Origin of the sequence: Actinoplanes sp. NPDC049802 (assembly GCF_040656595.1) — a bacterium.
In the GTDB taxonomy this organism is placed as follows: domain Bacteria; phylum Actinomycetota; class Actinomycetes; order Mycobacteriales; family Micromonosporaceae; genus Actinoplanes.
In genome coordinates, this window is sequence record NZ_JBFAMR010000069.1 from 1 (window position 1) to 20,524 (window position 20,524).

The following is a 20,524-nucleotide window of genomic DNA, read 5'->3' on the forward strand; positions in this document are numbered from 1 at the left end:
GCTCGCTACCAGCGCATATCCGGTCCGGCCCCGCTTTGCCAGGCCGCACGACGTGGGTGCCGGGTAGCGGAAACCGGACCTGGATCAGGGATTCGATGACCGTCGACGGCGACGGCGACGGCGACGGGCGATCGGCGGTCCAAGACCGGTGAAGATCGGTCCGTTGCGGTGGTTGCGCATGTGGACGGCATTGTTTGAGCGGTGTGCTCGTCGCTGGGCAAGACCGGCGAAGCGACCCGGCCGGTCGCGGTGGCTCCTCGGCGATCGCTGTTGACGCTGCCCCGTGAATTCCAGCGTGTGGCGCCGGCCGGCCGTCGTACGGAATCACCATCACGTTCACCGGCTGGCAGCGGACGCGGAGACGAGTCCCCGTCCGGGGAGACGGGACACGGATTTCGGCTATCTGTGTTCGGCAGACGTGACACCCGCAACGGGTGTCGTCACACCCACTACGGGTGTCGTGTTCTCCGAGCACACATCGCCCAGCACGCCGGCCCTCCGCCCTCCGCCCACCGGACGCTGGGACGCCGGGACGCTGGGACGCTGGGACGCTGGGACGCTGGGACGCTGGGACGCCGGGACGCCGGGACGCCGGGACGCCGGGACGCCGGGACGCCGGGACGCCGGGACGCCGGGACGCCGGGACGCCGGGACGCCGGGACGCCAGAGCGCCAGAGCGCCAGAGCGCCAGAGCGCACCGTTGGTGCCTGTGTGTGCCTGCCCGGCGGGCAGACGGGGCCGAGCGATTCGGCACGCACGCAGGGCCCGGCGTGGTCGCTCACGAGTGTCACAGCGGTGCCCGGGGGCACACCGTCGGTGCGCTGCGCCTCCGCCCGGCGGGCGGGCGATTTGGCCAGCAGGGATGTCAGTGCTGACCTGCCGGCCGAATCGCTCGCCCCCGCAGGGTGGGCGCGCACAACGCACCGACCGTGCGCCCCGGCCACCGCTGTGACACCCGCGAGCGACCACGCAGGGCTCGACGTGCGTGCCGTCCGTTGCGTCCGGGCCTCGGGAGGTGCGGGAGAAGTACGTGGCCGGCAGGGTCAGCACCGAGAACCAGCCGAACCCGGGGACGTCAGCGGCGGGGGAGGCCGACGTACTGCTGCTCGATCGGGGTCTGATTGAGGAACAGGTAACGGTCGTCGCCGTCGCCGATCAAGGCCATCATGTCGTCGTTCATGGACTGCAGGAGCTGGCCGCTCTGCGGGCGCAGTTTCAGAGTGGCCGCCGCCAGGGTCGCCTCGTCGCCGCCGAGACGTTGCAGCGTCACCAGTCCGGCCTCCTGCACGGCCGCCACACCCGGCCGGTCCAGCTGCCGCAGAATCGTCAGCTGGGAGTGCCAAGGGCCCAACGGCGGACTCGTCATCGGCCCGGTCATCCCCAGATCGAAAACGGTCAACAGCGGTGTCTGGGCGGTCCCGCCGTAGGGCCCGCCCGGCTCCTGCCCGATCACGGTGAGCCGATGCTGCTGCCCGGTGGCCCGCTCCCCGAACCCGGCCCACGCCCGTGGCTCGGTCGTCACCACGACCACCCGCACGCCCACCGAGAACGCCCTGAAGATGAGCAACTGGGCCGCCCACACCCCGCCGACCAGCGTGACCCGCACCGGATCGGGCGCGAACAGTCGCAACGGCACCGGCGCCTGCTGCTGATCCCGCCCGAGCAGCAGCCCGGCCGCCGCGCTCGGGGCGGCCGTCACCCGCCGCAGCCCGGTCCGGTGGATCGCGTGCCAGCCGATCCGCAGCCTGCTGGTCCGACCCGACGGCCCACTCCGGTCCCGGCCGTCCGCACCGTCGTCCGGCCCCGCCGGCGGACCGTCCGGCGGGCGCTCCGGCGCGTAAGCCCCCGGCCTGGCCAGCGGCGCCGACGTCAGCGCCGGAGCCGACAGCCCTCGGGCCACCGGCTCGGCGACAGCCTGCTGCTGGGTGAACGGCTCAGCGGGCGCGGCCACCGGCCGCGGCACCGGCACCGACGCCCGCCCCGACGTCACCTGTCCCGGCTCCCGCTGGGCGGGCACCGGCTGCTGCTGGTAGGCGGCCCCGTTCTCCGGCTGCCACGGATGGCTCATCCCGCGCCGCCTCCCGTCGGGGCCGTCGCGTAGGCGGCGGGGCCCTGCTCGCCGTCGAGAGGCTGGAGCTCGCCGCCGGCCCGGCGCACGCCCTCCTGGAGAACCCGGTCGAGGGCGGCCAGATCGGCGTCCGGGCGGGTGGCGAGCCGGATGAACGCCCGCACCGCCACCTCGTCGCCGTCACCGGCGCGCAGGGTCAGCGCCACACTCGTCTGCGCCGCCGGGGCAGTCGCCGCCCACGCGAACAGCGAGCCGATCTCGGTGGCCGAGGCCGGCCAGGTCTTCAGCCAGTACGTCCGGTGAACGAGCCGCGCCGACCGCCAGTGTGTCCACGTCTCGTCCACCCCGGGACCGTCGGCCAGCGCCCACGGTTCGACATCACAGGACCGGGCGAGCAACCCGAGCAACTGGTCGGCGTCGAGTGGCCGGCCGGTGACGCCGAGCCGCCGCAGCCCGGCCGCCACCTTCCGGCCCAGCCCGGCGACCAGCGTGGCGGCCGCCTCCGGGTCCGCGGTGTGGTCGAGCAGCGCCTCGGCCAGCGTCTGCGCGTCGATCCGGACGCTGATCGACGTCTCCCGGTATGCCGGAACCGGCCCGGCGCTCACCGACTCGACCAGCTGCCGGTAGGAGGCCCCGGACGGCGACGCGGCCGGCACGTCCGGGCTCGGCGCCGGGACCGTGTGCGTGACCAGCTCCATCACCAGGCCCGGCTGCCCGGTGCCGGTGAGAGCGCCGACCAGCGAGTCGAGCGGCACCCCGGCGGCGGCCGGATCGACCGCCACGACGCTGTACCAGCCGGCCTCGTCGCGGGCCACCCCGACCGTGCCGTCGGAGGCCGTCACGTCCCGCACGGTCAGCCCGGGCGCCACCGAACGCAGCGCCGCCAGCACCGGCCCGGCCCTGGGGTCCGAACGGGCGGCCCGGCGCCGCTGGTGATCGGCGGCGATCCGCCGGTGCTCCAGCCACCAGCGGTTGCGGCTGCGGGAGAAGAAGACGAACAGCACCGCCGCCGCACCACCCGTGGTGACGGCCAGCGTGACCGGATTCTGCGTGAGCGCGAAGACGAGAGCCAGCGCCGACGCCTCGGCGGCGACGATCTGCGCCAGGCTGAACGGCCCCAGATGCCCTCGCCGGGGCACCGCCCGGACCACCGCCTCCGGCGGCTGGTACTGCGGCGCGGCCCGCGGGACCGGCGCCGGTGCGGGCGGTGGCGCGGCGCTACCCCGAACCGGCGTGCCCGGCGGCCGCAGGGGCGCCGCCGCGGCGGTCACCGCACCATACCGGGGCGGTCTGGGCTGGACTGCGGGCGGCGGGCCGCCGTAGACCGGCCCGGGCTGGGCAGGCGCCGGGCCGTAGCCGGGCCCCGGCACAGCGTGCGGCGGGCCGTAGCCGGGCTCTGGTGTGGTGGGTGGCGGGCCGTATCCGGGTCCTGGTGTGGTGGGTGGCGGGCCGTAGGCGGGTTCGCGCGCGGTGGCGCCGTACGTCGGTCCCTCACCCCGGTGCACCCGTCGCTCCCCCTACCGTCGGTATCGGTTCGCCATCCCAAAGTAGTTCAGCGGGTCGCCACCCGCAGGTCCGCGAGCATCAGCGTCCGCAGATCGTCGCGGCTGGGCATCCGGCCCATCGCCCGCAGCCGGCCCGACTGCGCCTTGCGCATCCCCTCCAGGAGCTTGCGGGCCTCCCGGGCGTTGCCGAAGTTCCGGCTCCGCTCCAGCTGTCCGAAGTGGTCGTACAGCGCCTCCGGCAGACCCTCGTCGAAGACGTAGTCGTCGTGCCGGGCGATCCGGTCGGCGATCATCACGAGCTCGTCCGGCCCGTAGTTCTCGAACTCCATCGTCTTGGCGAACCTGGACGCCAGGCCGGAGTTGGCGTCCAGGAAGTCGGACATCTCCTTGGTGTAGCCGGCGACGATCACCGCGACCTGGTCCCGGTGGTCCTCCATCAGCTTCACCAGGGTGTCGATCGCCTCCTGACCGAAGTCGGCGGCGGCACCGCCGGCCCGGGCCAGCGTGTACGCCTCGTCGATGAACAGCACCCCACCCATCGCGTCCTCGAACACCGACGTGGTCTTCTCCGCGGTGTGCCCGATGTACTGCCCCACCAGGTCACGCCGGGACACCTCCCGGAACCGCCCGTTCGGCAGCACACCCAGCGCTTTCAGTAGTTGGCCGTAGATGCGGGCGACGGTCGTCTTCCCGGTCCCCGGGGCGCCCGTGAAGATCAGATGGTGGCTGACCGCGCCCACCGACAGTCCCGCGCCGCGCCGCCACTCGTTCACCTGGATCTCGTCGATCAGGGCACGGACCTCGTTCTTCACACCGGCCAGGCCGATCATCGAGTCGAGTTCGGTGAGCAGCCGGTCCACCTCGGCGGCGTCCTGAGCGGCGCCCGCCGCGACCACCCCCGCCTGCGGCAACCCGCCGGCGTCGCTCAACGTCACGGTGGCCTTGGCGCCCGGGTCGACCGAGACGGGCGGCTCCCCGGTCTGCTCGACCCGGCACTGCTCGACCACCGCGGTGCAGCCCGGCCCGATCACGATCCCCGGCCCGGAGGTCTGATGCACCCAGGTCTCCACGATCCGGGCCGCGCTCGCGTAGGCCACCACGATGCCCGCGTCACCGGCGCCGGAGACCTCGCAGCGTTCGATCACCGGGCGAGCCGACTGGTAGACGTACACCCCCCGGTAGCCGCAGTCGCTCACCTTGGTCCCGCGGATCTCCGGGTCGGCGCCCAGTCGCACGATCACCCCGTCGTCGGAGACGCCGCGGATCTCGCACGAGTCGACGGTGCCGCCCGCGTCGGAGTAGACGAAGCCGTGCTGGCCGCGCACCACCCGCACCTCGATGGCGTCGACCATGGCGCCGCCGTCGGCGTGCAGCGCCGAACCGAACCCCGCGGACAACTCGCAGCGCCGCAGCCGCACCCGGCCGCCGCCGACCGCCACGGCCGGATAATCGTCCGAGATCAGCGCCAGGCCTTCCACCTCGACCTCACCCGACGACACGGCGAGCGCCGGACCGTCCAGACCGGACGCGTCCACGATCGCGGAGCCGGGATCCCCGGAGGCGCGCATCGTGAGACGGCGGCCGGCCAGCTCGACGCGCTCCCGGTAGGTGCCGGGAGCCAGGACGACGACGGCCCCGTCGGGCGCGACCTCGAGCGCGTCGCGAAGAGTCGGGTACGTGCCGGGGACCGCCAGGGTGCTGACCACGAGCGGAGCTCCTTCGTGCGAGTCTGCGTCACCGTCCGGCGTGGACCGCCGGAAAGCGGCGTAGACCCGAGGCTAGCGCCCCAAACGAATCATGAAGGCCCCTGTCGATGATTCAACCCCATTTTCGGTACGCCCGACGCGCGCCAGACCCCCGAAACGGGACGCCCCGGTGCCCGCCGCCGTATCGCTCCGTAGGCCGATCCCCGGAACGCCCACCTACCCCTACGGCGGTGCACTCAACGTCCCCCGCTTTGCCGCGGAGCAAGTCAGCCGGACCCGGTGGCCCGTGCGGCGCCAGCCGCCCGGGACGGATCGTGCGGCGCCAGCCGCCCGATCAGGCTCAGCCCGGCGGGCGCGGCAAAGGCGTGAGCGGGCGCCTTGCTCGCGTGGCTCGGCGGGGCGGCCCGGATGTGTTTGTGGGCGGCCCGCCGCGTACCGGATCCGGGGTTATCGGGGGCGCTGCTGGCGGAACGCGCCCTTGCTCGGCCGCATGCTCTTCGGGATCGCGCCCTTGGGCATCTGGGGCCGCGACATGAGCGCGCCGAGGCGCTTGTCGAGGGCGTTGACGTCCTTGCCGGTGAGGTTGCGTGGCAGGCGCATCATGGTCGACCGCAGTTTGCGGACGGGGAGCTGCCCTTCGCCGGTGCCGATGACGTAGTCGTAGAGCGGCGCGTTGCCGATCACCTTGACCAGCCGCTTGCGCTCCTGGCCGAGGAGGTTGCGGACGCGCGCCGGGTCGCCCTCGGCGAGCAGGATGACGCCGGGCCGGCCGATCACCACGTGCACCATGTCGAACTGCGTGGTCGAAGCGGCGGCGGGACGGACCCGCCAGTCGCCGCGCATGTTCTCCATCAGCGAGGCGGCGGCGCCTGGCTGGCCCTCCGCCACGTTCATCATCGCCGTGTTCGACCGCAGGTTGAGCACGATCAGGACGGCCAGCATCGTGAACAGGATGCCGACCGGGATCCAGAGGTAGGCGTTCGTCAGGACCACGACGACCACGGTGATCGTGAGCGGGACGACCACCGCCGCGATGGCCAGTGGAACGAACCACTTGTCCTGTTTCGCCGTGAACGCGAACACCTGGCCGATCTGCTTCAGCCGCTCGCGGAACGACACCTTCTCCTGGGGTTTTGCCATAGCCGCAAAGTGTAGTGGGGCTCAGGTACCTTACGGCGTCCCGGGGACCTGGACTGTCACAGGTAAGGAGGGGGCCGGCCCGCGGATGAGGCGGCCGCCCCATGCCCGGTGGACGCCTTCGGGCGAAGAGTCGGTGTCACGACAACCGACAGGAGCCCCGGAAATGATTCCCTTCAGCGACCCCGACACTCAGTTCCGCCTGGTTCGCGAGCGCCTCGACGAGTTCGTCAAGGACTCGGAGGACCACCGGCTCGTCCGGGAAGCCGCGACCGTACGGGCACACCACGCCGGCCGATGGCACAGGTGGAGGCGAACCGTACGGCAGCCTCCCGCATCGTGATCGGGCCGAAAAATCTGTCGTAGGGGCGTGGCATGCTCGACCTCATGGCGGTGAATGCGCACAGCACGGTCCTGGTCGGGCGGGATGCCGACCTCGCCGCGCTGCACGACGCGTTCAAGCGGGCCGTCGGCGCGGAGGCTCCGGCCCTGCTGGTCGGCGGCGAGGCCGGTGTCGGCAAGACCCGGCTGGTCGAGGAGTTCGCCCGCGGCCTGGACGCGCGGGTGCTGGTCGGGCAGTGCCTCGAGCTGGGTGAGGAGGGTCTGCCCTTCGCCCCGTTCGCTGCGGCGCTGCGCGAGCTGGCCCGCCACGAGGGCCGTTCCGTGTTCGGCGGGCGGGAGGCCGAGTTCGCCCGGCTCCTGCCCGAGCTGGGGCTGCCGCCGGAGTTCGGCGGCAGCCACCGCGGCCATCTGTTCGAGCTGGTCGGATCGCTGTTCGCCCGGCTCGGGGAGCAGCGCCCGGTGGTTCTCGTGGTGGAGGACCTGCATTGGGCCGACCGGTCCACCCGCGACCTGATCGGTTTCCTGGTCCGCTCGGCCCGGGTGCCGCGGTTGCTGCTCGTCGTGACGTACCGGACGGACGAGCTGCACCGCGGCCACCCGCTGCGGCCGTTCCTGGCCGAGCTGGAGCGGGTCCGCGGCGTGCAGCGCCACGACCTCGACCGGCTCGACCGCGACGGCACCGCCGAGCTGCTCGGTCACCTGCTCGGCGGCGAGCCCGACCGGCCCACCGTCGACGCGGTCTGCGAGCGCGCGCAGGGCATCCCGTTCTTCATCGAGCAGTTCGCCGCCTCCGCCGACCCGCGCTGCGGCGACATCCCCGAGACCCTGCGCGACCTGCTGCTCTCCCGGGTCGACCAGCTTCCCGAGCCGGCCCAGCGGATGCTGCGGATCGCCGCGGTCGGCGGCACCCGGTTCGGCCACGAGCTGCTCGCCCGGGTCGCCGGCGTCGACGAGGCCACCCTCGAGTCGGCGCTGCGGGCCGCCGTCGCCGCCCAGATGATCGGCTTCGACCCCGACGGGGGCTATGAGTTCCGGCACGCCCTGGTGCGCGAGGCCGTCCACGACGACCTGCTGCCCGGCGAGCGGTCCCGGCTCCACGCTCGGTATGCGAAGGCGGTCGAGGCCGAGCCGCACCTGGTCGCCGCCGACCGGGCGCCCGCCGAGATCGCCCACCACTGGTTCTGCGCCCGTGACCACGCCCGGGCCCTCGTCGCCGCCGGGCGGGCCGCCGACGCCGCCGGCCGCCGATACGCGTTCGCCGAGCAGGCTCGCCTCCTGGAGCGGGTCCTCGAACTGTGGGAGCAGGTGCCCGACGCCGCCGAACTGCTCGGCAAATGCCACCTCGACCTGCTGGAGGAGGCGGCCCTCGCGGCGATCGACGCCGGCGACCACGGGCGGGCCGGCCGGCTCACCCGGGCCGCCCTCGCCGACCTCGACAGCGAGGCCGAGCCGACCCGGGCCGCCCGGCTGCTCATCCGGCGGGCCAAACTGCTGCGCAACGCCGGCAAGAGCGACGGGGCGGCCGAGGCCCGGGAGGCGTACCGGTTGCTCGAGCCGGCGCCCCGCGATCTGCCCTGGCTGAAACTGCTCGGCGACGTGGCCCACGTCTTCGCCCGCATCGACGGCGAGGTGGCCGGGCGGATCGCGTCCCAGGTGATGACGTCGGCCGCCGAGTTCGGCGACGAGGCCTCGCGGATCGCCGCCGAGATCACCTTCGGTCACGCGTGCAGCGGCCACCTGCCCGCCGAGGAGGGCCTGCCCGCCAAACGCCGGGCCGTCGAGCGCGCCCGGGCCTCCGGCGACATCCCCAACCTGGCACAGGGCCTGGTCCACCTCTCCGACGCGCTGTATGAGCTGGGCGCCTATCAGGAGTCCGCCACCGCGGCCGCCGAAGGCGTCCCCCACGCCGACCTGGTCGGTGTCAGCCGCACCACCGGCGTCTACCTGCTCGCCAACCACGCCGAGGCCCTGATGGCCCTGGGCCGCTGGGACGAGGCCGACGCCCGCCTGGCCGAAGCCGGCCGTCAGGATCCGCCCGGCACCCTGGCCGTCCCGTGGCTGCGACTGCGCGCCCGCCTCCGCCTGGCCCGCGGCCATGACGGTGCGGACGCGCTGGTCAGCCGGGCGGTCACGTTCCTGGCCAAGCCGTTCCTCAACGTCGACCTTCGCCTCGGCTTGCTGGAGCTGCGCATTCTGGCGTTCCTCCAGGCAGGCGACCGGGAAGCGGCTCGTGCGGTCGCCGCGGGCGCCCTCGAGGATCCGCACCTCTACGAGCAGCCGCGCTACTCATGGTCGCTGCTGGCCGCCGCCGCGGTGGCCGCCGGCCAGGTCGGCTCCGCACAGCTTGACCGGTCTCACGTTGCGCGGTTCGATGCCGCGGTGGCCGCGGGCCAGGTCGGCTCCGCACAGCTTGACCGGTCTCACGCCTCGCGGCCGGACGCGTTGTTGGCTGAGCCGCGGGGGAGCGAGCCGCCACCGTCCGAACTGTCACCGGCTACGGGCGGCACCGACCTCGCCTCGCTGATCCGGGCGGCCGCTGACCGTCTGCCGCGGCGTTATCCGGCGGAGCTGGCCTATGCCGCACAGGTGCGGGCCGTGCTCGACGGCGGTGCCGAGAGGTGGCGGGATGCGGTCGAGGCCTGGCGTGTGGACGGGCAGCCGTACCAGTTGGCCGCCGCTCTGCTCGATTACGCGGAGGCGGTCGCCGCCGACCGTCAGGCCGCGACGGAGGCGATCACCGAGGCTTGCGCGATCGCGACAGCGCTGGGCGCTGTGCCGTTGGCGGCGGCCGCCGACACCTTGGCCCGCCGGCTCGGCGTCGGCGGCGGTTCCGCCCCCGCGGCCGGCACCGAGGTGCTGACCGCTCGCGAACGCGAGGTGTTGCGTCTCGTCGCCGAAGGGCAGAGCAACAGCCGTATCGCCCAGCGCCTGTTCATCTCCCCGAAGACGGCGAGCGTTCACGTCTCCCGCATCATCGCCAAGCTGGAGGTCACCAACCGGGTGGAGGCGGCCGCCGTAGCCCACCGCCTCGGTCTTCTCGACGGCTAGCCACCCATCCGGTGCAGCGCGCATCCGGCGGGCGGCCGTACTCGGTGCCGCCGGCCCCGGCCACTTCGAAACGCTAATGGCGTGCGGCGGCGGTCCGATAGTGGGGGCCGACTCCTCAAGCGAGGTGGGTGTCACCCACCCGAGTCCTTCCCCCGGAGGCAGATGATGGATACCGCAGTCGAGGTGAGTAATGGCGTGGTCGAGATGCTGGTCGGGCCGGGCTCGCTGGTGCCGTGGTGGGCCTGGCTGGCTCCGCTCGCCATGATCTTCTTGAGGTTGCTCTCGCCCGTCCTCCTTCCCGAGGTCGCGGAGGCGCGATGGGGCACGGAGGGGAATGGCAAGAAGGGCAAGAAGTCCAAGAAGGGCAAGAAGAAGTAGCCGGTCCCCGTGGGGAGCCCTGCACCCGTGGGTGCGGGGCTCTCACCGTTCGTGAGGCGAACTCATGATCGTCTCGGCGGTCCCGCATGTTGGCTGGTCATTGCCACAGAAGGCGTTCCTGGACAGCGTCAGGGCCGTCCGCGGAAGCCGATGAGTGTCTGGGTCCTTCTAGGGGAACGAACACGCCCGGTGGGGTGAGAGGCTCAGCCCCGGGCTTCGAGAGCCTGCCGGTACAGACGACCGGCACGGTACGACGAGCGGACCAGTGGGCCGCTCATCACGCCGGCGAAGCCGAGCTGCTCGGCCTCCTCGCGGAGCTCGACGAACTCCTCCGGCTTGACCCAGCGCTCGACCGGGTGATGGCGCGGGGTGGGGCGAAGGTACTGCGTGATGGTGATCAGCTCGCAGCCGGCCGCGTGCAGGTCGCGGAGGGCGGCGGAGATCTCGGCGCGCTCCTCGCCCATGCCGAGGATCAGGTTGCTCTTGGTGACCAGGCCGGCCGCGCGGGCCTGGGTGATCACGTCGAGGGAGCGCTCGTAGCGGAAGCCGGGACGGATGCGCTTGAAGATCCGCGGGACGGTCTCCACGTTGTGGGCCAGGACCTCGGGTGCCGCGCCGAAGACCTCGGTGAGCTGGTCCGGCTCGGCGTTGAAGTCGGGGATCAGCAGCTCGACGCCGCAGCCGGGCTGAAGCTTGTGGATCTGACGGACGGTTTCCGCGTAGAGCCAGGCGCCGCCGTCGGGCAGGTCGTCGCGGGCGACGCCGGTGACCGTGGCGTAGCGAAGGCCCATGGTGGCGACGGACTCGCCGACGCGGCGCGGCTCGTCGGCGTCGAACTCGGCCGGCTTACCGGTGTCGATCTGGCAGAAGTCGCAGCGGCGGGTGCACTGGTCACCGCCGATGAGGAAGGTCGCTTCGCGGTCTTCCCAGCACTCGTAGATGTTGGGACAGCCGGCTTCCTGGCAGACCGTGTGCAGGCCCTCTTTCTGCACCAGGCCGCGCATCTCGGTGTACTCCGGCCCCATCTTCGCCTTGACCTTGATCCACGGCGGTTTCCGCTCGATGGGAGTCTCGGCGTTGCGCGCCTCGATGCGCAGCATGCGGCGGCCCTCGGGAGCAATAGTCACCACCCGAAGATACGCCCGCAGTAGCCGGGCGTGATACGAGGGCGACGAGGCTCACGTGACCTTCGAGGTGACGGCTGCCACTCGAAAAGGAGATGAAGCGGGTGTGGATCGTTGTTAACGTGCGCGCCAACGGCGTTGATGGGACCGAGTAACGCTTCGATCCGCCGGCCGAGAGAGCCACCCGGCAGCTGGGAAGGGTGGCCCGAGCGCCGGAGCGTGAAGACACCCCGGAGCCGCGGCACGACAAAGAGGCGCCCCGGCGAGGGGCGCGAAGGTGCGGTGGTACCGCGAGGATCCCGCTCGCCCGCACCTCCCTGGGGCCGCGTTGCAGACACCAGAGGAGGTAACCGCCGTGCAACGCATCCTCTCCACCCAGTTGGCGACCATCGAACCCGGCACGAAGGCCACGATCGCCGGCTGGGTCCACCGCAGGCGGCTGCTCAAATCGGTGGCCTTCCTGATCGTCCGGGACGCCGCCGGGCTCAGCCAGGTGGTCGTCACCGACCCGGCCGTCCGCGAACAGTTGGAGCAGCTCACCGAGGAGAGCGTCGTCGAGGTGACCGCCGTGGTCACCCGCAACGAGCAGGCGCCGCAGGGTGTCGAGCTGACCTCCCCGCAACTTCGGGAAACGAGCCGGGTGGCCGTACCCCTGCCGTTCGAACTGCATCGGCCTGCGCTGAGCGCGAGTCTGCCCACTCAGCTGGACCATGCGGCGCTGGCGCTGCGGCATCCGTCGCGGGCCGCGAACCTGCGCATCGCCGCCGCCGTGACCAGGGGTTTCCGGCGGGCGCTGGAGGAGCAACGGTTCGTCGAGATCCACACGCCGAAGATCGTCGCGTCGGCGACCGAGTCGGGGGCGAACGTCTTCGCACTCGACTACTTCGGGCGGCCCGCCTTTCTGGCGCAGTCGCCGCAGTTCTACAAGCAGATGATGGTCGGCGTCCTGGAGCGGGTCTTCGAGGTGGGGCCGGTGTTCCGGGCCGAGCCGAGCGACACGGCGCGGCACCTCGCCCAGTACACGTCGCTGGACGCCGAGATGGGTTTCGTCCGCGACCACCGGGACGTGATGGCGGCCCTGACCAGGACGATCGCCGGGATGCTCAGCGAGGTGACGGAGCGGGAGACGCCGAAGGAGTTCCCGGCCGTGCACTTCACCGAGGCGCTGCGGATCGCCGGGGCGCCGGCGGACGAGCCCGACCTCGCCCCCGCGCACGAGCGGGCGGTGGGGGAGTGGGCGTTGCGCGAACACGGGTCGGAGTTCGTCTTCGTGACCGGTTACCCGATGCGCAAACGGCCCTTCTACACCCATCCGGACCCGGCCGACCCGACCTGGTCGAACGGCTTCGACCTGCTGTTCCGCGGCCTGGAGATCGTGACCGGCGGTCAGCGGCTGCACCGTTACGAGGACTACGTGGCGGCTTTGGGCAGAGCCGGTGAGCCGCTCGAGCCGTACGCGGGCTACCTCGACGCCTTCCGCTACGGCATGCCACCGCACGGCGGCTGGGCGATCGGCCTGGAACGATTCGTGGCCCGGCTGACCGGCGCCGCCAACGTCCGGGAGGTCACCGCGTTCCCGCGCGACATCCACCGGGTCGCGCCGTAGTTGTTCAATGCCGTCGTGATCATCGACCTCGACCGGGCGCCCGCGTCCACTCCGCCGCCGCGGGCACGGCGCTTGCGTCCCGCGGCGGCCCTGGTGCTGGCACTGGCCCTGCTGCTCGGACCGGATCACCCGCAGCGCCCGGTCCCGCCACTGGAGCGGGTGGCCACCACGGAGAAGGCCACCGGCACCTGGGAGCTCACCGAGGACACCCTCTACAGCACCCGCCCGCTGGAGAACGGCCGGGTCGACATCCTGGCCCAGGATCTCGACACCGGCCGGCTCCGCTGGCGGCGGCAGGCCGAATGGCTGGGCCGGAGGCCGGTGCTGGCGGTGTCCGGCTCGGTCGTGGTGATCGGCGTCGACACCGGCGGCGCGGTGATCGTGGCCGACGCCCGGACCGGCGCCGACGCGGTCACCAACCTGGAGCTGGCGCTTCCCGCGGGCGATGGGCTGCTCCTCTGGGACAGGGACGCACGCCTCGGCTTCCGCGACGCGGCGAGCGGCGAGGTCGCCTGGTGGCGCACCGTCCATCGGGCTCCCGCGTCGGCCGCCGCCGACGAGAGACACCTGGTGGTCCTGGAGGACACCGGCGGGGCGGTGACCCTGCGGCGGTCCGACGGCCGGGTGGTCGGCCGTACCGATCAGGCGTCCCCGCTGGGCGAGCAATCCCAGATCCGGATCATCGGCGACCGCGCCTATCTCTACGGCGACCGCGCCGTGACGGCTCTGCACCTGCCCGATCTCACCGAAGTGTGGAGCGTCCCATCCACCCTGCCGAAGCACGTGGAGCCCTGCGGCACCCGCGTCTGCGTCACCGGCGGCTCCGGGCTGCACGCCCTCGACCCCGAAGACGGCTCGGTGACCTGGACCGATGTCCACTGGGCGGCCTGGGTCGACGGCTTGGCCCTGAGGATCGACGGCCAAGTCGCCGTCCTCGACCCCGAGACCGGCGCCGTGCGTGCCGGTCTCGGCCCCGGTTTCCCCCTCGGCGACCTGCTGCTACGCCCCAGCGGCGACGGTCTCCACCTGATCGACTGGCACACCGGCGAGACCCGCGGCGTCCTCCCCGGAGCGCTGTCGAGCGCCTGCCGCCGCAGCCATCGACACCTGGCCTGCCAGCAACCCAACGGCATGCTCCAGGTGTGGCGCCTCCCTTGAAAACCCATTCAGGTGTACGCCTACCCGAACCCGCCGCGGAAGACCGCGATCTCACTGCCACTCAAGCCCGTGCCGCCCGCGCCGGGCTGAGTTGGATCCGGGATCCCGACCCTCCCGGGGTCGGGATGACCACCCGGCGTGGGCTCTGTTCCGGCTGGCTATCAGGGCTGACCCTGCCGGCCAAATCGGTCGCCCTCGCCCCCTCGCCCCGCCCGTGCCGGTCAGGTGGGCGCGCACAGCGCACCGATCGTGTGCCCGGACCACCGCTGTGACACCCGTGAACGACCACGCAGAGCCTTACGTGCGCGCCGGCCGGCACCTACCGGCCGCGGGAAGGCAGGGAGAACAATCGGCCATCAGCATCAGGGCTGACCCTGCCGGCCAAATCGCCTGCCCGCCCCGCCCCGTCTGCCCGTCTGCACGCCCGCCGGGCGGGCGGGGCGCAGAGCGCACCGACGGTGTCCCCGAGCACCGCTGTGACACTCGTGAGCGACCGTGCCGGCCCTGCGTGCGTGCCGAATCGCTCGACCCCGTCTGCCCGCCGGGCGGGGCACACACAGCGCACCAACGGTGCGCCCCGGCGCCCCGGCGTCCCGTCGCCCTGGCGCCCTGGCGTTCCGGCGTCCCGTCGCCCTGGCGCCCTGGCGTTCCGGCGCCCTGCCGCCCCGGCGCCCCGGCGCCCTGCCGTCCGGTGGTCGGAGGGCCGGCGTGCGGGGCGATGTGTGCTCGGAGAACGCGACACCCGGAGTGGGTGTGACGACACCCGTTGCGGGTGTCACGTCTGCCGAACACAGATAGCCGAAATCCGTGTCCCGTCTCCCCGGACGGCGATTCGTCTCCGCGTCCGCTGCCAGCCGGTGAACGTGGCGGTGGTTGCGTGTGCCGGCCGGCCGGTGCCACACGGCGGAGTTCACGGGGCAGCGGCAACGGCGATCGCCGAGGAGCCATCACCGGCCGGCCGGGTTGCTTCGCCGGTCTTGCCGAGCGACGAGCACACCGTCCACGCAATACCGTCTCGTCTACATGCGCAACCGCCGCAGCGGACGGATCTTCATCGGTCTTGGACCGCCGACCGCCGACCGCCGACCGCCGACCGCCGATCGCCGATCTCGTGGAGCGCCGATCGCCGATCTCGTGGAGCGCCGATCGCCGCTCGTGGAGCGCCGATCGCCGCTCGTGGAGCGCCGATCGCCGCTCGTGGAGCGCCGATCGCCGCTCGTGGAGCGCTGATCGCCGATCTCGTGGAGCGCCGATCGCCGCTCGTGGAGCGCTGATCGCCGCTCGTGGAGCGCCGATCGCCGCTCGTGGAGCGCTGATCGCCGATCGCGGACCGTGGACCGCCGATCGCCGTCGCCGTCGCCGGTCATCGAATCCCTGATCCAGGTCCGGTCTCCGCTACCCCGCACCCGCGTCGTGAGGCCTGGCGAAGCGGGGCCGGACCGGATATGCGCTGGTAGCGAGCGTTGATTGATAAGCCAGCAGGGTCAGCCCTGAACGCCAGCTGAACCAGACCAGCCGAACGACGCCGGGCCGATGTCCGGTCAGCCCTGGGCCAGCGCCGCGGCCCAGGGCTGACCGCGCCACTGGCCGTGCCCGGCACGAGTGGTCTCGGGAGGCCGGTGGGCTCGCCGGTCCGTGCCGGGCGCGGGCGTTTCGGGGGTCGGCTGGACCACTGATCTGCGCCCGGCGCGGGCGGCACGGGCCGGACCGGGCAGCAGGATCGCCGTCTGCCCCGGGCGGCACACGTAGGCGTACCGAAAAGGGTCTTCTAGAGGAGGACGGCCAGGGTGACCACCGCGACGATCGTGAAGGGGACGATCGTCGTGCAGACGAGGATGGCCCAGGCGACCGGATGGCCGAAGTTGAGCACCAGGCCGCCGCCCGGGCGGGGGACGAAGACGCGCTTGTCCCGGGGGTTGCGGTAGAGGGCCATCAGATCAGTGTCGACAGGTGACGCTCGACGACCGGCATGACCTCGGCGACCGGAACCGGGCGGCCGACCTCGGCGCTCAGCGAGGTGACACCGGCGTCGCGGATGCCGCAGGGGACGAAGCGGTTGAAATTGGCCAGATCGCAGTCGCAGTTGAGGGCGAAGCCGTGCAGTGTGACGCCGCGGGACACCCGGATGCCGATCTGAGCGATCTTGCGGTCGAGGCCGCCGTCGGTGGCCCGGACCCACGCGCCGCTGCGGCCCTCGACGCGCTCGGCCGTCACGCCGAACTCGGCGCAGACGTCGATCAACAGTTGTTCGGTGCGGCGGACGTAGGCGACCACGTCGACCGGATCGGGCAGGCGCAGGATCGGGTAGCCCACGATCTGGCCCGGCCCATGCCAGGTGATCTTGCCGCCGCGGTCGACGTCGACGACCGGGGTGCCGTCGAACGGGCGGTCGGCAGGCTCGGTGCGCTTGCCGGCGGTGAAGACGCTGGGGTGCTCCAGCAGGAGGATCGTGTCCGGCTGGGTGCCGGCGACCACGGCCTCGTGCAGGCGTTTCTGCTCCGCCCAGGCCTCCAGGTAGTCGACCAGGCCGGGGCGCAGGACGGTCAGGACGGAAGCTGTCACGCCCGCCAGCGTAGGCCCTGCCCGGCGGATCACCCAAGTGCGCGGCCGTGCTGTCGCTCTGATCGACCGCCGGAGGCCCTAGTTCTTCTCCGGTCGGTCGACCGGATCCACACCGGGCGTGATCCGCCACACCAGCACGTCCTGTACCTGCTGCGGCTCGCCCAGCAGACCGGTGGTGAGGCGCAGCAGCGCGTCCCGGTTGAGCGGGCCCTTCGGGCCGGTGACCTCGGCCGGCAGGAAGATCGCCTGAAGTTCCCAGTAGCCGAAGTCGACCCGCGCCTGAGCCCGGTCCAGATTCGTGATCTTCGGGACCTGACCCCAGCGGGCGGCGTTGTAGAACAACTTGTCGGTCGGCCGGTCCGGTGCGCCGATCCGGCCCACCAGGTGCCGGCCGGTCTCCTCGTAGTCCTGCGGGCCGAGGAAGTAGCCGGCCGGGATGCGGAACATGGCGTCGCCGCCGCGCGCCATCGTGTAGGCCTGCCAGCGCATCCCGTCGACCGCCACGTCGATGGAGAGCGGCAGCGACGTCATCACCCCGTCCGGGGTGACGAACTCCTGCCACCCGCCGCCGGCGATGAACTCCGGCTCGGGGGCCCGCTCCAGGGTGCGCAGCGGCAGCGGGGCGATCGGGGCGAGCACGGCCACGATCAGCGCGCCGACGGTGAGCCGGGCCGTGAGCTCACCGGCGACGAACTCGTCGGCCAGCAGCGCCAGCACGATCGCGAAGACCAGTACGACGACCAGCGTGTAGCGGACCGGCAGTGCCGAGTCGAACAGCGGGATGTCCGCGAGCAGCGCGTACGGCAGTGGGATGTCGCTGTGCTCCTCGCCCATGACCTGCAGCCGTGGGCCGAGCGAGAGCAGGAAGAAGACGAACGCGACGACGGTCAGTGCGCGCAGCGTGACCCGGCGCTCCGGCGAGGACCGCTTCCACAGCACGCCCAGCGCCCCGAAGAACAGCAGCACGAGCGGGGCGCCCAGGAATGAGGTGGCCTCGGTCGGGTTGGGTGCCAGGTCGGCGCCCCAGCCGAACAGCCCGGCCACCGAGTGCAGCGGAAACGCGACGTACGCGACCAGGTCCTCGGAGAAGTAGCGCAGCTTGAAGCCGGTGCCGGAGAACTTGAGCGGCCCGTCGAAGTGCATGTACAGCGGCCAGGACAGCAGCGCCCCGGCGACGACCGAGGTCACGCCCAGCGACGCCAGCACCCGGCCGGCCGACTCCTTCGCGACGGCCAGGCCCGGCTTGGACAGCGTCCACACGATGAGGAACAGCCCGCAGGCCAGGGCGGTGAAGAACAGCGCCTCGGCGGCCACCGAGAAGCCGACGGTGCAGAGCAGGCCGAGCACCAGGCCGTTGCGCAGCCGGTGGCCCTTCTCCGGCAGCTTCAGCACCCACCAGGCGACGATGCCGACCATCCAGCCGGACGTCCAGTTGAGGTGCCCGTTGGCGTGCGAGACGAGGCCGGGGCAGAACCCGAAGAGCAGCCCGCCGACCGCGGCGGCCGGCCCACTGCGGACCAGCCAGCGGCGCAGGAACAAATACCACACCACGGCGGAGCCGGCCAGGTTCAGCGTCAGGATGGTGGCGAAGGTGACCTGCGGCCCGGCGAAGTGGGTCAACGGGGCGAACGCCAGGGCGTAGATCGTGCTGGACGTGTTCATCGCCAGGTTCACGCCGCGTGGCGCGTTCAGCAGGTCGGTGAAGAACGGGTTGCCCCCGTGCTGGAGCACGTGGACGCCGTACGACAGCATCCACTCGAACTGGCCCTGGTCGCTCACGTTGTCGGCGACCACGTGCCGGTACGGCGCACGCCACAGCCCCTGGCACACGTACACCGCCGCGGCGAGGGACATGAGAGCCATCGCGAGGTGCGGCTTCCAGGCGGTCCAGACGGTCGCCGAACGGGGGCCCGGCTCGCTCGCGGTGGGGTCGGACCGGTCTTCGGAGTCCGTGAGCGGGGCGGGCTCGGCGATCGTCACGTCTCGGAGATCATCCAGCCCCGAACTCATCGCTCGATCGGGTCCACGCCGGGACGGATGCGCCACACCAGCACATCGTCCACTCTCTCCGGAGGGCCGAGCAAGTCGGTGGCGGTCGCCTCCACCGCATCGCGGAACAGTGTCATGTGGTCGGAACCGGTGATCTGGCCGGGCAGGAACAGAACCTCCACGTTCCAGTACGCGAAGTCACGCCGGGCCTGATCCCGGTCGGCGTTGCTGAGCTGGGCGACGTAGCCGTACAGCGCGGCGCGGGTGAACAGCCAGTCGGTCGCCAGCGGTGGCGCCCCGATCCGGCCGATCTGTTCGGCGCCGTCCTCGCCGTTGGTCATCGGGCCGAGGAAGTAGCCGTCCGGGATCCGGAACTGCGGGCCGCCCCGCGCCATCGTGTACGCCTGCCAGCGCTGCCCGTCGGCGGTCACGTTGAGCGCGAACGGCAGGGCGGAGACCACACCGTTGTCCGACACGTACCGCTGCCAGGTGCCGTTCGCGATGAACGCCGGCTCCGGGGCCCGCTCCTGGTGACGCACCGGCAACGGGAAGATCGGCAGCAGCGAGGCGACGATCGCGGCGGTCAGCCCGGTCCGCATGTTGGGCGAGGAGATCCGCTGGTCCACCAGCTCCTGGGTGATCAGGGCCAGCAGGATGCCGAAGACGCCGACCACGACCAGCGCCAGCCGCAGCGGCAGCGCCGAGTCGAACAGCGGCAGGTGGGCGAGTGCCGCGTACGGCAGCGGGACGGGCAGTTCCTGGTCCATCCAGTTCATCCGGGGGCCCCAGGAGAGCACCAGGAAGACGCCGCCGACCGTCAGGATCGCCCGCAGGGTGGCCTTGCGTCCCGGCGCGGCCCGCTGCCACACCAGCACCGCCGACACGATCATCAGGAAGATCAGGGGTACGCCGAAGAACGACGTCTCCTCGGTCCGGTTCGGCCCGAGGGGGGAGCCGAGGCCGAACAGCGCGGCCAGCGACCGGCTCGAGAACGACAGGTACGCCGCCATGTCCTCGGCGAAGTAGCGCTGGTTGAAGCCCGTCCCGGCGAACGACTGCGGCCCGGCGAAATGCATGTACAACGGGTAGGCCAGCAGCGTCCCGGCGACCGCGGCGGTCACCCCGAGCGCCCGCAGCACGGTCCCCGCCGCGGCCTTCGCCTCGGCCCGCACCGGCCCGGCCAGCGCCCAGGTGATCATGAAGATGCCGCTGGCCAGGGCGGTGTAGAACAGCCCCTCCGCGGCGATCGTGAAGCAGCCGGCCAGCATGACGCCGAGGATCAGCCCGTTGCGCAGCCAGCGGCCCGGCTGCCGCAGCCGCAGCACCTGCCAGATGACGACCGGGGCCACCCAGCCGGCCGTCCAGTTCAGGTGGCCGTTGGCGTGCGAGATGAAGCCGGGCGCGAACCCGCAGAACATGCCGCCCAGCCCGGCCGCCAGCGGACTGCGGACCAGCCAGCGGCGCAGAAACAGATACCACACGAACGCGGAGCCGGCGAGATTGAGCGTGAGGATCGTCACGTAGCTGATCTGCGGGCCGGCGAAATGGGTCAGCGGCGCGAACAGCACGGTGTACACCGAGATGGACGTGTTCGCCGCCAGGTTGACACCCCACGGCACATTCAGCAGGTCGCTGAAGAACGGGTCCGAGCCATGGCCCAGCGTGTAGACGCCGTAGCCCAGCAGCCACTCGAAGAACGCCTGGTCACCGATGTTGTCGGAGAGGCCGTGACGGTACGGGTCGCGCCACAGCCCATTGGTCACGTAGACGGCCAGCCCGAGGGCGAGCAGAGCGACGGTCAGATGGGCACGCCAAGGCCGGCCGTGGGGCGCCTCGTTGGGCTCGGCGGGCGGATCGGCGGACGCGGCGGGGGCGGGGGCGGCGACGGACATCAGCCGCAG

The 20,524-nt window shown here is 72.2% G+C and carries 14 protein-coding genes; 5 read left to right on the top strand and 9 right to left on the bottom strand.

The annotated features are described in order from the left end of the window. Window positions 1–1,075 precede the first annotated feature (1,075 nt). The 4 genes from AB0I88_RS32615 to AB0I88_RS32630 form a co-directional block, all read right to left on the bottom strand. A complete protein-coding gene (locus AB0I88_RS32615) occupies window positions 1,076–2,068 on the bottom strand; it encodes a hypothetical protein (RefSeq protein WP_361033495.1) in 993 nt (330 codons plus the stop codon). After that, window positions 2,065–3,339, bottom strand: a complete 1,275-nt coding sequence (locus tag AB0I88_RS32620) for a type VII secretion protein EccE (protein WP_361033498.1) — start codon at window positions 3,337–3,339, stop codon at window positions 2,065–2,067. The genes AB0I88_RS32615 and AB0I88_RS32620 overlap by 4 nt, the downstream gene beginning before the upstream one ends. A gap of 281 nt (window positions 3,340–3,620) precedes the next feature. Next, window positions 3,621–5,279, bottom strand: a complete 1,659-nt coding sequence (locus AB0I88_RS32625; protein WP_361033501.1) for an AAA family ATPase — start codon at window positions 5,277–5,279, stop codon at window positions 3,621–3,623. A 447-nt stretch (window positions 5,280–5,726) separates the two neighbouring features. Then, window positions 5,727–6,419: a DUF4191 domain-containing protein gene (locus tag AB0I88_RS32630; protein ID WP_361033504.1), complete on the bottom strand. Its 693-nt coding sequence runs from the start codon at window positions 6,417–6,419 to the stop codon at window positions 5,727–5,729. A gap of 372 nt (window positions 6,420–6,791) precedes the next feature. Here AB0I88_RS32630 and AB0I88_RS32635 point away from each other — a divergent pair, with 372 nt between their 5' ends. Both AB0I88_RS32635 and AB0I88_RS32640 read left to right on the top strand, forming a co-directional pair. Continuing rightward, window positions 6,792–9,806, top strand: a complete 3,015-nt coding sequence (locus AB0I88_RS32635; RefSeq protein ID WP_361033507.1) for an AAA family ATPase — start codon at window positions 6,792–6,794, stop codon at window positions 9,804–9,806. A gap of 183 nt (window positions 9,807–9,989) precedes the next feature. Beyond that, window positions 9,990–10,184 carry a hypothetical protein gene (locus AB0I88_RS32640; protein ID WP_361033510.1) on the top strand — a complete coding sequence of 65 codons (195 nt, stop codon included), beginning with the start codon at window positions 9,990–9,992 and terminating at the stop codon, window positions 10,182–10,184. A 203-nt stretch (window positions 10,185–10,387) separates the two neighbouring features. Here the strand turns inward: AB0I88_RS32640 and lipA are convergent, their stop codons facing one another. Beyond that, the gene (gene lipA, locus AB0I88_RS32645) at window positions 10,388–11,284 is read right to left on the bottom strand and encodes a lipoyl synthase (RefSeq protein ID WP_361033585.1); all 897 of its coding nucleotides are present in this window, start codon (window positions 11,282–11,284) and stop codon (window positions 10,388–10,390) included. A 379-nt stretch (window positions 11,285–11,663) separates the two neighbouring features. On the opposite strand from lipA, the gene aspS reads away from it, so the two are divergent. The 3 genes from aspS to AB0I88_RS32660 all read left to right on the top strand — a co-directional run bounded on the left by aspS (window position 11,664) and on the right by AB0I88_RS32660 (window position 15,302). Then, a complete protein-coding gene (gene aspS, locus AB0I88_RS32650) occupies window positions 11,664–12,914 on the top strand; it encodes an aspartate--tRNA(Asn) ligase (RefSeq protein WP_361033513.1) in 1,251 nt (416 codons plus the stop codon). Between the two features lie 15 nt (window positions 12,915–12,929). Beyond that, on the top strand, window positions 12,930–14,072 hold the full coding sequence (locus AB0I88_RS32655; protein WP_361033516.1) for a PQQ-binding-like beta-propeller repeat protein: 1,143 nt from the start codon (window positions 12,930–12,932) through the stop codon (window positions 14,070–14,072). 1,023 nt (window positions 14,073–15,095) lie between these two features. Next, the gene (locus AB0I88_RS32660) at window positions 15,096–15,302 is read left to right on the top strand and encodes a hypothetical protein (RefSeq protein ID WP_361033519.1); all 207 of its coding nucleotides are present in this window, start codon (window positions 15,096–15,098) and stop codon (window positions 15,300–15,302) included. Between the two features lie 538 nt (window positions 15,303–15,840). Here the strand turns inward: AB0I88_RS32660 and AB0I88_RS32665 are convergent. The 4 genes from AB0I88_RS32665 to AB0I88_RS32680 form a co-directional block, all read right to left on the bottom strand. Next, entirely contained in the window at window positions 15,841–16,005 is a 165-nt protein-coding gene (locus tag AB0I88_RS32665; protein ID WP_361033522.1) for a peptide ABC transporter substrate-binding protein, read from the bottom strand. Beyond that, a complete protein-coding gene (gene lipB / locus AB0I88_RS32670) occupies window positions 16,005–16,634 on the bottom strand; it encodes a lipoyl(octanoyl) transferase LipB (protein ID WP_361033525.1) in 630 nt (209 codons plus the stop codon). Before lipB ends, AB0I88_RS32665 begins: the two co-directional genes overlap by 1 nt. A gap of 78 nt (window positions 16,635–16,712) precedes the next feature. Next, window positions 16,713–18,614, bottom strand: a complete 1,902-nt coding sequence (locus AB0I88_RS32675; RefSeq protein ID WP_361033528.1) for a DUF2079 domain-containing protein — start codon at window positions 18,612–18,614, stop codon at window positions 16,713–16,715. A gap of 26 nt (window positions 18,615–18,640) precedes the next feature. Continuing rightward, window positions 18,641–20,515 carry a DUF2079 domain-containing protein gene (locus AB0I88_RS32680; protein ID WP_361033531.1) on the bottom strand — a complete coding sequence of 625 codons (1,875 nt, stop codon included), beginning with the start codon at window positions 20,513–20,515 and terminating at the stop codon, window positions 18,641–18,643. Between the last annotated feature and the right edge of the window lie 9 nt (window positions 20,516–20,524).